Raw genomic sequence first — 14,289 nt, forward strand, 5'->3', positions numbered from 1 at the left:
GCCAATGGCGGTTTTTTTAGTACCTGAACCTGGTTCGCGAGACGTCTGTGCCTTTTTGTAAGGTAATTGAATGAAACGAGAAAGTAAACAGAAAGAATTCGCAAATACAATAAAAAAGTCGGATCCGGCATCGAAGACAAGACCTCAATACTTGTAATGGCGATTCCGCTGCAATAGCAGATTGGAGTGAGAAAGGAGCAGCTTAAATGGCAACGATCCCTGTTTGGAAAAAAAACATGCTTTCGGCTTTGGCAGTCGTTATGGTCGCTTGTGCCACCGTGCCTGCGGTATCCGCAGCCGGAGAGCCTCAAGAGAAATTGGCGCCAGCCCAAAGGGCGGCCATACTGAACGAGAAGGACATCGAAGCGTTTGCCGACACGTTTTTCAACCGCCCCGATATTCAGGCTTTGGGAGTACCCGGTGCGTTATTTGTTGTCGTTAAGGATGGCAAAGTACTGCTGCAGAAAGGCTACGGCTATGCAGACCTCGAGGCAGGAAAACCCGTCGATCCGGAACAGTCCAGGTTTCGTATTGCCTCCGTTTCCAAAGTAATTACGGCTACAGCCGTTATGCAGCTAGTGGAACAAGGCAAGATCGACCTGGAACAGGACGTTCAGCAGTACATGGGCGACGTGCTACTAAAAAATAATACGGGCTCGCCGCTAACGATGGAGCATCTGCTTACACATACAACCGGCTTTGATATCGTAGACCCGCCGCCGGGCGACATGATTACGGGCGATTTGTCCGCCGTTACGCAGCTCAAAGATTACATCATCAAGACGATGCCAACGGTCATTCACAAACCGGGCGAAGTATATAAATATGATAATTTCGCCTCAATGCTGCAGGGTTATATTGTCGAGCAAGTGTCCGGTAAGCCGTTCCATCAATACGTGGATGACAACATTTTCAAGCCGCTTGGAATGAAGAACAGCCAGTTCGTATTGACTCCAGGCATGGAGTCAAGCCTTGCTACCGGTTACAACGAACGGCAAGAGCCGCTGCCGCCTTACAATACGATTCCAACCGATATGCCTCAGGGCAGCATGCTAACGACGGGGAGCGATATGGCCAAGTTTATGCTCGCCCATTTAAACGAAGGAACGCTCGGAGAGACACGCATTCTTCGGAAAGAAACAGTAAAAGAGATGCAAAGCGTGCAGAAGGCGATTCATCCGAAGGTGCCGACGATGACGTACGGGTTTGAGTTCGCTATGCATCACAAATTCAACGATCAATACGTGATCGGAAAAGGAGGGAGCATCCCCGGTTTCGCTTCATGGATGTGGCTTCTTCCCGAGCAGAAAGTTGGCGCCTTTATCGTGTACAACAATAACTCCGATCTTCGAAACCGATTATTCGAAGCGTTCATGGACAGGTATTTTCCGGCTGAACGTCAACCAATCTACACTACACCTGCCAAGGATCAATTGGAAAGGTACGAAGGCATCTATCGGGATTTGCGGGTCGCCTATTTGACAACTCGAATTAAGGCACAAGATGGCGTACTCTTGCTAGAAGATTTAATGGGTAAGCACACACTCCAACAAGTCGAGCCGCTGCTGTTCGAGGATGAGCAAGGAAGTCCTGTGGCGTTTCAAGAAAACAAGGACGGGTCCATCAGGTTCTTATTCACCAAAACCAATCCGGCGGCGTGGTCGGAGAAGCTGCCTGTTCCCGAAAGATTTAAGGATGTCGGCGAAGATCATCCTTATGCGTCCTACATTGACGGCTTGCATCAGCTTAACGTGGTTCAAGCCGGACAGGACGGAAGGTTTCTTCCGGATGCGCCGATGACTCGCGCCGAATTCGCCATTTGGCTCGTCAACTGGCTGGGAGCTGTCCCTTCGAAGAGCCAACCCGCATTCAAGGACACGGCGAATCGGTCGGATGCGGGTAAAATCACGACAGCGTTTGATATGGGGGTTGTGACAGGGGTCGACAAAGGCTCGTTCGAACCGGACCGTCCGATCACCCGTCAGGAGGCGGCAGCGATGGCTTCACGGCTTGCGATCCTGCTAGGTCATCCGCTAGAGAAAGCAAAGCTAACGGGGAAGACCGATTCATGGGCCGTTGACGCTGTAAGCAATATCGTTGGATACAAGTTCTATGGTCCGGAAGTGACACCGTCCCCAGACGGCTCCGTCGATTACCGATCCAAGCAGGTCATGACACGCAAGGAAGCGGCAGCGTTGTTATACCTCCTTGGGACGAAAAGCTTGACGTTGCCGGGTTCCGCTTAACTTGTTGAAGGGTCACTCGAACTTATGTGATTTTTAAGCGAAGCGATGAACCGGAGTGTTAAATGCATGAATCACCGTTTGTACAAGACCGAAAAGTTACTCTCAAAAGTCGCCAAAGGCGGCTTTTTTTAATGCGTTGTTTTATCCGAGGGCCAAAATTCGCCAATCCGTGGGAATCAAGATGGTGGTCCGATTGGAGCGAAGCGAGCCCATTTGTTTAGCTCGGTTCACGGCACTATTTCGATGACACCTTTTGCCAAAGGGCAGTCGAAAAATAATTGGAAGAAAATAATGGTTGTATAGTAGAATAATCCCACAGAGATCAATCTGCTTGTTGAAGCATGAGGGGGAATTCAAACTTGAAGCATCTTGTTCATTATGGGGGTAAAATCGCAATGATTTTATCCTTCGCCTTGAGTGCCGGTTGCAGCAATAGTACCGGAGAGGCAAATCAACGAAACCATCCATCCATATCGGAAGAAGCTCCAACACCGAATATCGGGGAGTCAGCAGATCTCACACCGCAAACGGAGTCTGAAGGGGAAGAATTTAACCGTACTGGCGAACTGTATGGGTCGAACGTGATGTATGCCATAAAAATGTATCTCGAAAAGCCGGAAGTTCCTCAAGAATCGCGAGATAAACTCGCCGAATCCATAGCGCTTGGGTATGACTGGTATCGGAAAAAGGATGTTTCGGACTTCGAAGCTCTGGCTCGCCATATAAAAAGTGATAACCGAGAAGAGGTGAAGGTTATTTATGAGAAGCTCAGAACAATCTACCCTCTGCCTACCAAAATAATCAAAGGCGCAAGCTTCAAAAAAGCTAAGGAGCCTGCATGCAAGAATGAGAGACGGTCGCCAGAATCTGGATTATAATGGTAATCACCTGCCGTTCAGTTTTCTTTTTTTAACACGACCTCCAGCATAAAAAGCACCTGGAAATGAACGGTTAGTACCGTATTTTCCGGGTGCCTTCAGATATAAAAATGGATTATTGCTGGCTGAACAGGTAATCGATAAATTAGGATAATCCATTAGCATTCCCTGCACATCATGTTCCAATCGATGAAAAATAAATATGCTCAAATCGCCTTCTCGATTACATTAAAGCGAACTGGATGCCTTTTCGAGCAATTGACTTAAGAGTCCATAGTCCGGCGAATCGCCTTCACGGATTTTCAACCATTTTCGCTCAGGCGGACCTTCAAATTCTTTCGGCACTTCCAGCTCGGCCGTATTCATAATCATGAACGCAATTGCGTCTTTCGAGGGGGAAATCACCGCGGCGTAATGTCCATTCTTAAGAAAATGCGGTTTTTTGTACTGGATACGCTCTTCGACCGAGGGAATGGTTTCATGAACCAACTCGCGTAGTCGATTTGAAATCTCAACTTGCCACGGCTTACCGAGATTTTCTATAAAAGAGGTTACTTCTTGATTCAATCCAGCTCAGCTCCTTTTCCAGGAAATTATTTACTGAACTGAATATACCACGTTTGGAATATTCCTGTAAAGGAATATTTGGTAAATGTCTTGCCTAAATATTTCTATCAGATATATGGATGCATTCCAAGCAAATCCTGCTCTAAAATCAATTTATGGCTTGCACCTTACGTAACGTCATCTTTTATACTAGAGCTACCGGTAAACCGTTAGCGCTAACAAAGGAGTTTCTGATGAGACGACATTGGAAAGTAGGGGACCTTGCCAAACTCGCAGGGCTCACCGTGCGAACTTTGCGATTTTACGATCAAATCGGCTTGTTCTCGCCATCCGCGCAGACTGAGTCAGGTCACAGGCTGTACAACGAATCTGACCTTTCCCGCTTGCAGCAGATTGTATCGCTGAAGGAGTTGGGTTTATCTTTGGAGGAAATCAAGTCCGTCCTTAACGACGGGCAGATCAGCCCGCTGGAGATCATCAACCTGCAGATGGCTCGAATTAAGGAGCAAATGAAGCTTCAGCAAATGCTCCTTGAACAGCTTCAGCATGTATCCAAGTCGATACAGGGAAATGCACCATTAGCTGTGGAAGATTTCACCGAACTCTTGCAAGTGATGAAAAAAAGCCATGAGGCATTGGTTATCGAGCGGCGGACAAGGTGGGAGCAGCGTCTCGATATGCTTGGCGATTTTCTTGCCGTGGGAGAAGAAGAATCAAAATCTAAGGAGGAATAACCGTGACTGAACGTTTTGTCAAACACGCCACTTTTGTAGTGGAACGAACTTATGCCGCATCGCCTGCGAGGGTCTTTCAAGCCTGGTCCGATGTGAATTCCAAGGCAAAGTGGTTCTCCAAGCCCGAAATTTTTGAATTTCGTGTCGGAGGGAGGGAATACAGCAGCGGAGGTCCGCCAGAGGGACCCGTCTTTACCTTTGACGCTTGCTATCAAGAAATTGTGCCGGAGGAGCGGATCGTTTATAGCTACTCCCTGGATTCGGACGATATTCGGATGTCCGTTTCAATCACGACTGTCGAGCTCTTCCCAACCGAGAGCGGCACGAAGCTGGTATTCACCGAGCAAGGGGCGTTTTTCGACGGGCATGATACGCCAGAGATACGCGAGCATGGCACGAACGAAATGCTTGACGCGCTTGGCAAATCACTCGAATAGGCGACAGGGATTTTGTAGGGTCTGGGAACGGCTGTTGCCGAGAAACGGCTCTGTTCATTTCTAAGACGAGTGCAGGAGCGGAGCGGGCATGTGCATTCCATGATTCGATAATTATCGAATCATACCTGGTGTAATATGTAACGGGGCTGCATATATGAAGAAATTGAGTTGGGAGGGCGTAAGATGGAAGGGACACAACTAGTTCAAAAGGCGATGAATTTCAGAAAGCTTCACTCGAGCTTCTTTATTTTGCCTAACGCATGGGATGCTGTAAGCGCGAAAATTTTCGCGCAATGCGGCTTCCAAGCTCTCGGCACGACCAGTGCTGGCATTGCGGCATCTCGTGGTTATGCGGACCGCAGCATGCCCTTTGACACGATGCTGGATGCCGTCCGCAGCATTGTTCAAGCCGTCGACATTCCCGTAACCGTGGATATCGAAGACGGCTATGGAGAGAACCCAGAGGAACTTGTTGAAACGGTCAAACAGATAATCAACGCCGGCGCGGTAGGGATCAATCTGGAAGACAGCACCATGGATCCGCAAATGCCGCTGTATGATATTCCTGATCAGCAAAAGAAAATCGCCGCCATCCGTGAGCTTGGGAAACGCATTGGCATTCCCGTCTTTATCAATGCCCGAACGGATCCCTACTGGATCAAGTTAGAGACTCCTTTCACTAAGCTCGAGGAAACAATTAAACGGGCGCATGCTTATCAGGAAGCAGGCGCAGATTGTATTTTTGTCCCCGGAATCAAAACAGTCTCTGACATCCGGACACTCAGGCAAGAAATAAACGGCCCGATTAATGTATTGGCTGTACCCGAATTGCCTCCAGCGCATGAACTTGAAGCGCTCGGCATCCAGCGAATCAGTACCGGCTCCGGGCCATTCCGAGCTGCGGTATCCTTATTGCAGTCCATCGGCCGGGACATGTTGGATAGGGGCAGCTTCGAGCTAATGACCTCGACCTCGAAAATTTCTTATGATGACTTATTGAGGCTCTAAGAGGCTTCTACATATGCTATAATCCTATACATCCCCAAAGAACGCTCTCGACGAAGAACTTCAGTAAATGTGAGGTGCTTGAATGGATAACATAATATTTGACCGAATCAAGGGCGGGCTGTACGGGGTGGCTGTGGGCGACGCGCTTGGCGGAACGACGGAGTTTATGACTGAACGGGAGATCGAGGAGAAGCATGGTTATTTGACGGAGATCATTGGCGGTGGGGTATGGCACCTGGAGCCTGGGGAAGTGACCGATGATACGATGATGACCCTGTGCGTGGCAGCAGGAATCCTCGAAAATCCTGTTGAACCAATGGAAGCAATCGGGCGTTTCTTTATGGAATGGTATCAATCGAGACCTAAAGACATAGGGAATATCATCCGACACGTGTTTCAAAAATACGAGGGCGATTGGCTCGAAGCCGCGTTTGTGGCGCACATGGATATGGGGCAAAGCGGCGGGAACGGATCCCTCATGCGATGCCTGCCTGCGGCGTTAGCGTATAAGGACCCGGCAGATATTGATCGAATGACGGCTATGCAGTCACGCATGACGCATTATGATCCAAGGTGTACTGAAGCCTGCATCATGTATAACCGAATGGCTCAGCGCCTTCTGCAGGGAGAACACTTAAGAACGGCGATCATGGCCGAAGTGGCGGGAAGCGAATACGAGGACATCATTGAAGAACGGCCGGATTGTCCGACAAGCGGGTATGTGGTACATACCTTCCGGTGGGTGCTCCACATCCTGCTCCAAACGTCGGATTATGCAGAAGTCGTGCAGAAGGCGGCAAATCTAGGCGGTGATTCCGATACGATCGGCGCGATCGCCGGTGGGTTGGCAGGCATCTACTACGGTTATGCGGGCATTCCGGCCCGATATGCCGAGGCGATTTTGATTAAGGAGAAGCTTGATGAGATCAGCTCGCAGCTATATGCATTGAAAATTTCGTAGTGAGGAGTCGCGGAATCCGCGGCTTTTTTTGTTTCCCATGAAGCTCAAGTCCTTGTTTACCAAGAAGTACCCGTTAGATAAAGAGCAGCAGAGCGGTCTCGAGTATTAGATATCAGCCACTCCGATGATTCCTTATGTTAACCTGCAAGCATGGTGTGTTAATCAATTAAGAAGGCGTTTCCTTAAATCCATTGATCCAAACAAGAAAGTAGTGTATTTTAATAGGAAGGGATCACCTTTATTACCAAATTCGAGCAGCTGTACACAAAACTTGAGCGTTAAGTCAAAAGTGATACTGTCCGTTATCTTAGAAAGGGGGCAGTTGAATGTTTCAGATTAGTATCATTTTGTATGCAATCGTAGTCGTTATCGGTTACTTATGGATGAGAAAAAAAATGAAAGTCACCTACAATTCAAATGGGCCGCTGTATAAGCATATCAACCGATTTCATCTCATGGGGGAGCTCATCATTGTTGCGGTTTCTTTAATCGCCCTCTTCTACACGAGGCTTGTTCTGGAATGGAGATGGGAGGCTTATCAGGACTTTATTCTTGTGCTAGTCTTTCTGCATGCATTCCGATCCGTTGTTGAAAGACGCTTCAATAAGGAATCCAAACAGCACCTCCTAAGCGCCTACACAAGTGTCAGCAGCTTGCTGCTCTTCTTTGGTGTTGAGCTGTTCGTTTGATATTGCAAGCAGGATCCACCGTATTTTCTAAAAAGGGTCGTAAGGACATTCGTTTGAAGGAACGAATGTCCTTTTTTTCCTATATCATCATAAATGCGTGAGGTTCAGCAATGGGGGAGCAGACGGTGCCGATTGTGAGAATGGATCATCTTCCCCGAGCTCCAGCACCGCTACTATCCGCTCCAGTGGACGGATGCCGAATAGCTTGCAATGATCCTGGTTATATATCCATTCCGGGACCGTTCGGCGTGCGTACCACGGTTTGGATTTGGCCAGCAATTGAAAGTTCTGGATCAAACAGCATACCGCTGCATAATCCTCCTCCTGCTTATGTGAATCTGCTTCTTCCTTGGCTACGACTAGGAGGAGGGCAGACGAAGGATTCCCTTGCAAGACAGGCAGCTTTCCGGCTGCTCCGCTGCCCGTTACATAGATAAAACGCCACGGTTCCCTTAATCCGTCATTAGGCGCCCAGACGGCGTCATTCAGAACCTCCAGAATGCTTTGCTCTGAAATCCGGGCGTTATTCGATTGCACTTCACTCGGCTGTCCGTCTCCGACGATCAAGGTCCATTTTTGTTCCGCCGGCGTTCTTCTTCGGGCTCTCGGCACTTTATCGAAATATCCCACGTGTAAAATTCCAGCAAAACGTTCCCCCTCTTGCAAACCGATTTCCGCAAGAAACGATTCGCTTTGAAGCATCGGATCCGTGTCCCACAGCGCGCCCAACCCGCGCTCCCAACCAAGCAGGAGAAAATTTTCCATGATACTGCACACGCCAGCGTAATTTTCATCGCGCTGTCGCTGATCGGAGGCGGATTCCGCGATGAAGATCAGGTGCGAGGGAATATCCGTTATCTGTTTTATGAAATAATTGATCATTTTAGCAGGGATAAGCTTGCCGAATTTGCTTTCCTTCATTTTGGCGATCATGCTCTCAACCAGCCTTTGACGCGACTCTGCCGTGCCGGCGTATAGGCAGCGCCAGCGCGGTGTACCTTCGGTCTCGTACAGTTTGGCTGCATCAGTCAGCAAGGATACGATTATATCAGGGTCAACCGGGGTTGGGTTGAATCTCCGGATGGTTCTGCGTTCTCTTATCGTTTGGGAATAATTCAATGTAATTCCTCCTCGGAAAATTGTTTACTAGTAAACAAAAATATTAAAAAAATTTGTTTATCTCTCGTCTATGTACCGGGCCATTCCCTGAAAGAACTTCAAAATCGTATGCAGCTCATCGTCGGAGTAATGGTCCAAAAAACGCATAAATCGCTGCTCTTCCGCTTCGTGCATAGACCGATGCATTTCAAACAGCTGTTTCCCTTGGGGGGTAAGACGAAAGTACACCTCTTTGCGATTATCATTGAGCTGGGTCCGATGAATAAGCTCAAGCTCAAGCAGCTTTTTGCTAATCTTGGTAATGCTGGCCTTTGACAATTTTAATTTCTCGGCAATCGCGGAATGATTGATCGGTTCATGATCGCCGATACAATCCAGAACATGAATGGTCGATAAGTTTCCAGGCACGTCTTTCAGCTGCTGAAGCTGTACCATCTTTTTGATTTCTTTAAGCTCCAGCTCCATTCTCTGTTCATGCAAATGGGAAAAATGAAGCAGCTGTTCATAAATTAACGTCTTGATACGGTCAGGATAATCCATGCTTCGGTCCACACTCCATTTTGTTTACTTGGAAACTAAAATATCATAGTTCACATGATTCGGCAAGTGCGTGCTGCTGCTTGGTAAATCATGAAATATGCTGCATAAGATCGGTTTTATCTAACAAAAATAAAAAACAGCGTGCCTAAAAATCCAAACGTTTAGAGGAGCAGATGATGTATTTTTTTGTTCGTGATCGACAGTTGTCGAACGCAACGTTAGGCCGTATCGTAGTCCGTCATAACACCAAACAACCGCCGTCACTGCACGGCGGTTGTTTGGTGCTGTGTCTTACATAGTCAATCGACGGTAATCAACGTAACCGTATCAAACTGACTTGCGCTGCTAACCATGCACAAGGATGACAAATTTTATTTATATCTGGTCAGGTGATGATCCAACGGGAACATAATTGACGCACGACATTACTGATCATCTTGGCAAAATTTGATCCCATTTTCGCAAAAGGATCAGATTTTGATCATGAAGATCAGTTATGGCGATTTACGAGCTGGTCCCCATTGACTTAACATATAATGCGAAATCTGAACAAAACAGACACCTAAAAGCGAAGACAAATGAAAGCGCTTTAGTTATCTTAATACATACATAAGTGTTTTTTTCTTATGCAATCAATTTAGGGTATGGAGGGGTCCAATGAAGCGAATTCCAATGATGATGCAATTGGCATTTATCCTATTCTGCATCATGGCCGTACCGATGGCCATCTTAACCTGGTACAGCAGCTCCCAGATCCTGCAAAATTCGGAGCATGCCTTCGCCGAAACCTCGCTTGCAGAACTAAATGCCAATCGCGAGCTGAATGAGAATGCTCTGAGCAATCTATCCCAGAATACGGTACGCCTTGGCGGCACCGACATCTTCGATCGAATCCGTCCGTTCAAGTCTCTAGCTGAACTCAAAACGAATTACATGAATGTAAGCAAGGCAATGGCGGTACTCAAGGAATTGTTGAATCTGAATCAGAGCGTCGACGGGGTATATTCGTCTTTTTTTTATCTTGACGATGCGAATTACGTAATATCGACGGACAAAGGCATTACAAGCTTGGACAAATACGAGCCGATCGGCTGGCTGAACGAAGCGCTTATGGAGCAAAAAGGAATCCGCGGCGTATGGTATCCGCGCAAGCTTGATTCGGGCGTGAATGTCTTATCGTTCGCATTGCCTTTAAATCGGCTTTCAACCGCTACTCGCGGAACGATTGTTGTCAATTTGAAGGAGAGTCAAATCCAGCAGTACCTGCAATCAACGAAATCGGGGAAACAAGGTTATTTTCTCATGAAGTCAAGCGGGGCAATCATCTCCCATCATGACAAGAATTTGCTGCTCAAGAACGCGTATGAGGAACCATTCATCCACGATATCGCCCAGGAGGCATTGCCTGAAGGGTACATGTTCCGTGAGCTTAACGGCGAGCGATTACTGTATGCGTGGTCCCGTACGAAAGAATTCGGTTGGACAAACGTAAGCATCTACTCAGTCGATGATTTGATGAACAAGCCCCACAATTTGCAGCGAAGCATCATATTCCTTACGATCGTCATTATTTTCGCGGGATCCATCCTGACCGTTTTCATTGCCACTTGGTTGTCCAAGCCGGTCAGGGAACTGGTTCGTACCGTTCGCGGTCGCGTCAATCCGGGGGTCCGCAATAAGAATGAGTTCGTCTTTCTGGAGGCTGCATTCAGGCGGATGCAGGAAGAGGAGGAAGGGTTGTATCAGCTGCTGAGTATCCGCGAGCAGGATGCCCAAAGCCACGCCATCCATCGTTTGCTGCGGGGGGAAGTAACGTCTCAGGCGGAAGAAATTTTCCCGGACTTGCACTTTCTTGTAGCCGTCGTTTCCATCGACGGTTACCGGAATTATATAAGCCGGAACAATCCGGAAACGCGCAGCTACCATCGCTACTTGCTCATCTCGAAATGTGCTCACTTGTTCCACAAAGGCGTTCAAGCGCGCTGCGTCTATCACGGCGACGGGCACTTCGCCATCCTGATCAACTATGGACAGGACGAAGATGACAACCATAGAATCGGCATTCATGCCGCTTTAGAAAAGATGAAGGACGATACAGCTGAATTGCTGGAGCATTCAGTCACAATTGGTGTGAGCCGTCCGGCAGATTCAATCCGGCTGGTCTCGGATCGGCTGGCGGAGGCGCTGGAAGCGATCAAGCAGCGGATGATCGCCGGCAGCGGCGGAATCACATATTGGAAGGAGGAGGAAGGTCGGGACAAAAAATATATCTATCCGTCTAACAGCGAAAGACGAATTCTAAACTTCCTTGACCAAGGCAATCTGGACAGCATCATTGAAGAGCTGAGAATCATACGCGTCGAAATCCGTTCTGCCGATTACGTGTCCTACGATAATATCCTATTCATCTATCATCAATTGGTTGGCGTGACCATTAAGCACCTTAGAGAGAATAACGTCAGCACCGCGCGGATTTTCTCCAGGAGGGGGAATATTTATGCTGCATTGGCTTCATTTGATACACTCGATGAGCTTGAAGAATATCTGATTGGATTTTACAGCGAAATTGTTCACTACCTTACGCGCTCACCGGGCGGGACCCACAAATATGCCGAGCGAATCATCCATTATTTGAATGAGCACTATCGTGAGGAAGTGGTGTTTGAAGAGATGGCTAAGGAAATCGGTATCAGCTACTCTTACATGCGAAAGATCGTCTACGAACAAACGGGCAAAAGCCTGTCCGACTATCTCAACCTGCTGCGGATCGAGAAGGCCAAAGAGCTGCTTCTTGACAGTAACCTGTCGATTGCCCAAATTGCGTCCGAGGTAGGTTACATGAATGTACGAAGCTTCAATCGCCTGTTCCGAAAATTCGAAGGGATGCCGCCGAGCAGCTACAAGCTGCACAGATCCAAAACCTCGTGACCTGCAGAAACGGTCCTTAAGCTTGGTCCACAGGCTAACTAATGTAGCTGCCGGAACGGACAACACACCCTATTTGATTCAAGCAGCCATAAATGATTCTTAGTTTCTCAGGAATTGCGGATCAGATGGAATTTGAATCAAAAGTGGCTGCAGTGTATCAATATTCGGCGTTTACCTTTGAATGATCGGGACGATATGATATGTCCAACCTCGAGGTCATCCATTAAGGGGAATGCACGGAGGAGATCAAGCCATGGAGGAGGTGAAATTTTGAAAGTCCCAGACACTGCATCAGGATTTGAAACCGCTTCAAATCCCTTCCTAGAAAAGAAACAGGGAATCCTTTATTATCTTCGTCGGGATTGGCAGCTCTATTTTCTGCTTCTCATCCCGTTAGCGTTTGTCTTGGTCTTTAAGTACGCGCCGATGAGCGGTCTTATCCTTGCGTTTAAGGATTATAAGATTGCCCACGGATTTTGGGGCAGTGAATGGGTCGGGCTGGAAGTCTTCAAGGACACTTTCGCCAAATCTGATTTCGGTCGCGCCATTCGCAACACGCTGTTGCTGAACGTGTCGGATCTGATATTTAGTTTTACCATGCCAATCATCCTGGCATTATTGCTCAACGAGGTAAAGAACGCTTTATTCAAGCGCGTGAATCAGACGCTGCTCTATTTACCGCACTTTCTGTCCTGGGTCATTATCGGGGCAATCGCCTATCAATTGCTGGGCGAAGGAACCGGCATGATCAATAATCTGATCGCCAATTTGGGGGGGACACGAATTCCGTTCCTTCAAGAAAACGTCAATTGGCTAATCAGCTATATCTTCATTGGCGTATGGCAGAGCATGGGCTGGGGAACCATCATCTACCTGGCTGCGATAAGCGGCATTAATCCCGAGCTATATGAAGCGGCGGTCGTGGATGGTGCGGGCCGATGGCGGAAAATGTGGAACATCACGCTGCCCTCGATCCGGGTGACGATCGTGACCTTGCTTATTTTGAACCTGGGCCATGTGATGGCTGGTTCCTTCGAGCGGGTCTTTGCCTTATCGAATAAAGCAACCACGGAGTTCACCACGACCATACCCGTTCTCGTATACCGCTGGGGGATCGAGGGCGGCAACTTCAGCCGAGCAACCGCCCTCGGATTGTTCCAGGCAGTCGTAGGGCTCATCCTCATTTTGTTGGCGGATCGGGTTGCCAAGAAATTGGGCGAAGACGGCGTGATATAGAAAGGAGGGAAGCGATGAAAACAAACGCCAGCAGCCATGCCGTGCGCCGCATCAGGAAACTGGACCTATGGGATATTCTGATCCGTCTCTTTCTCATTGCAGCCTCACTGGCTTGCTTGCTGCCATTCGTTCATGTCGTCGCCAAATCTTTAAGCGAGGACGCTTACGTTATTGCTAACAAGGTGTTTCTCTGGCCGGCGGGCTTCACGCTGGATGCTTACGGCAAAGTGTTTGCCGATCAGAGCATCCTGAGGTCGCTTTACATATCCGTGATCATTACGGTGCTGTTCACCGTGATCGGCATGATCGTCACCATTTGCGCAGCCTACCCGCTATCCCGAAAACAGCTGAAGGGCCGTTCGTTCTTCACCTTCATCTTCATGTTTACGATGTTCTTTGGAGGCGGCATCATTCCTGAATATATGCTGATCAACAGCTTGGGGATGCTTGATTCGATCTGGTCTCTCATATTGCCGCTTTCCTTTAGCGCGTTCAACCTGCTGATCTTAAGAACTTCGATTTCCAGCAATATTCCGGCGAGCTTGGAAGAATCGGCCCGGATGGATGGGGCGGGGCATTTCCGGATTCTGTTCAGCATCGTGCTGCCGCTCTCCAAGCCGATTCTGGCGACATTGTCCCTATTCTACGCGGTCGGACGCTGGAACGCTTATCAGGACGCGCTGTTCTATATTAAGCATAATGTCGATCTGCGGCCGCTGCAGCTGAAACTATATTACCTGGTGGTTCAGGCCAGCGAGAGCTTTCAGCTAGAGATGACGCAGGTCTCGCTCAGCAATCCTGAAGTGCTCAAGGCAGCGTGTGTCGTTTTCGCGACTTTGCCGATCATTTGTGTCTATCCGTTCATTCAAAAGTATTTTGTAAAGGGAGTCATGCTTGGTGCTATCAAGGAATAACGTCTGCGATTCCGTTGCTTCGATAATTTGAA

Annotated in this window: 13 protein-coding genes; 10 read left to right on the plus strand and 3 right to left on the minus strand. The window is 48.2% G+C overall.

What is annotated here, in order from left to right; genetic code table 11:
• The first annotated feature begins 206 nt into the window (after nt 1-206).
• Both NST08_RS15200 and NST08_RS15205 read left to right on the plus strand, forming a co-directional pair.
• A complete protein-coding gene (locus tag NST08_RS15200) occupies nt 207-2,246 on the plus strand; it encodes a serine hydrolase (protein WP_341341936.1) in 2,040 nt (679 codons plus the stop codon).
• Between the two features lie 359 nt (nt 2,247-2,605).
• Nucleotides 2,606-3,124, plus strand: a complete 519-nt coding sequence (locus tag NST08_RS15205; RefSeq protein WP_028405109.1) for a hypothetical protein — start codon at nt 2,606-2,608, stop codon at nt 3,122-3,124.
• Nucleotides 3,125-3,352: 228 nt separating this feature from the next.
• Here the strand turns inward: NST08_RS15205 and NST08_RS15210 are convergent, their stop codons facing one another.
• The gene (locus NST08_RS15210; protein WP_028405108.1) at nt 3,353-3,691 is read right to left on the minus strand and encodes a DUF1801 domain-containing protein; all 339 of its coding nucleotides are present in this window, start codon (nt 3,689-3,691) and stop codon (nt 3,353-3,355) included.
• A gap of 233 nt (nt 3,692-3,924) precedes the next feature.
• Between NST08_RS15210 and NST08_RS15215 the strand changes: the two genes are divergently transcribed.
• From NST08_RS15215 to NST08_RS15235, 5 genes are all read left to right on the plus strand, one after another.
• Nucleotides 3,925-4,425, plus strand: coding sequence for a MerR family transcriptional regulator (locus NST08_RS15215; RefSeq protein ID WP_007128214.1), 501 nt, complete (start codon nt 3,925-3,927; stop codon nt 4,423-4,425).
• 2 nt (nt 4,426-4,427) lie between these two features.
• Nucleotides 4,428-4,862 (plus strand): SRPBCC family protein, encoded by a 435-nt coding sequence (locus tag NST08_RS15220; RefSeq protein ID WP_007128213.1) that lies wholly within the window; start codon nt 4,428-4,430, stop codon nt 4,860-4,862.
• Between the two features lie 183 nt (nt 4,863-5,045).
• Nucleotides 5,046-5,870 (plus strand): isocitrate lyase/PEP mutase family protein, encoded by an 825-nt coding sequence (locus tag NST08_RS15225; protein ID WP_034273146.1) that lies wholly within the window; start codon nt 5,046-5,048, stop codon nt 5,868-5,870.
• 82 nt (nt 5,871-5,952) lie between these two features.
• Nucleotides 5,953-6,831, plus strand: a complete 879-nt coding sequence (locus NST08_RS15230) for an ADP-ribosylglycohydrolase family protein (RefSeq protein ID WP_028405105.1) — start codon at nt 5,953-5,955, stop codon at nt 6,829-6,831.
• A 326-nt stretch (nt 6,832-7,157) separates the two neighbouring features.
• Entirely contained in the window at nt 7,158-7,520 is a 363-nt protein-coding gene (locus tag NST08_RS15235; protein WP_340900459.1) for a DUF4181 domain-containing protein, read from the plus strand.
• Nucleotides 7,521-7,607: 87 nt separating this feature from the next.
• Here NST08_RS15235 and NST08_RS15240 read toward each other — a convergent pair whose 3' ends face one another.
• Together NST08_RS15240 and NST08_RS15245 are read right to left on the minus strand one after the other, a co-directional pair.
• Nucleotides 7,608-8,639 carry a nitroreductase family protein gene (locus NST08_RS15240; protein WP_340900460.1) on the minus strand — a complete coding sequence of 344 codons (1,032 nt, stop codon included), beginning with the start codon at nt 8,637-8,639 and terminating at the stop codon, nt 7,608-7,610.
• A gap of 57 nt (nt 8,640-8,696) precedes the next feature.
• On the minus strand, nt 8,697-9,179 hold the full coding sequence (locus NST08_RS15245) for a MarR family transcriptional regulator (protein WP_007128208.1): 483 nt from the start codon (nt 9,177-9,179) through the stop codon (nt 8,697-8,699).
• Nucleotides 9,180-9,836: 657 nt separating this feature from the next.
• On the opposite strand from NST08_RS15245, the gene NST08_RS15250 reads away from it, so the two are divergent.
• The 3 genes from NST08_RS15250 (at nt 9,837) to NST08_RS15260 (ending at nt 14,257) form a co-directional block, all read left to right on the plus strand.
• Nucleotides 9,837-12,107, plus strand: coding sequence for a helix-turn-helix domain-containing protein (locus tag NST08_RS15250; protein ID WP_340900461.1), 2,271 nt, complete (start codon nt 9,837-9,839; stop codon nt 12,105-12,107).
• Nucleotides 12,108-12,377: 270 nt separating this feature from the next.
• A complete protein-coding gene (locus tag NST08_RS15255; protein WP_340900462.1) occupies nt 12,378-13,343 on the plus strand; it encodes an ABC transporter permease in 966 nt (321 codons plus the stop codon).
• A gap of 14 nt (nt 13,344-13,357) precedes the next feature.
• Nucleotides 13,358-14,257 (plus strand): carbohydrate ABC transporter permease, encoded by a 900-nt coding sequence (locus tag NST08_RS15260; RefSeq protein ID WP_340900463.1) that lies wholly within the window; start codon nt 13,358-13,360, stop codon nt 14,255-14,257.
• Nucleotides 14,258-14,289: the final 32 nt, after the last annotated feature.

This window comes from Paenibacillus sp. FSL K6-1566 (assembly GCF_038050475.1).
Taxonomy (GTDB): Bacteria; Bacillota; Bacilli; order Paenibacillales; family Paenibacillaceae; genus Paenibacillus_AQ; species Paenibacillus_AQ lactis.

Excerpts from the sequence above, each read along its gene's own strand:
- NST08_RS15215 (WP_007128214.1), top strand. The coding sequence starts at position 3,925 with ATGAGACGACATTGGAAAGTAGGGGACCTTGCCAAACTCGCAGGGCTC.
- NST08_RS15235 (WP_340900459.1), top strand. The coding sequence starts at position 7,158 with ATGTTTCAGATTAGTATCATTTTGTATGCAATCGTAGTCGTTATCGGT.
- NST08_RS15245 (WP_007128208.1), bottom strand. The coding sequence starts at position 9,179 with ATGGATTATCCTGACCGTATCAAGACGTTAATTTATGAACAGCTGCTT.
- NST08_RS15260 (WP_340900463.1), top strand. The coding sequence starts at position 13,358 with ATGAAAACAAACGCCAGCAGCCATGCCGTGCGCCGCATCAGGAAACTG.
- NST08_RS15200 (WP_341341936.1), top strand. The coding sequence starts at position 207 with ATGGCAACGATCCCTGTTTGGAAAAAAAACATGCTTTCGGCTTTGGCA.
- NST08_RS15230 (WP_028405105.1), top strand. The coding sequence starts at position 5,953 with ATGGATAACATAATATTTGACCGAATCAAGGGCGGGCTGTACGGGGTG.
- NST08_RS15225 (WP_034273146.1), top strand. The coding sequence starts at position 5,046 with ATGGAAGGGACACAACTAGTTCAAAAGGCGATGAATTTCAGAAAGCTT.
- NST08_RS15250 (WP_340900461.1), top strand. The coding sequence starts at position 9,837 with ATGAAGCGAATTCCAATGATGATGCAATTGGCATTTATCCTATTCTGC.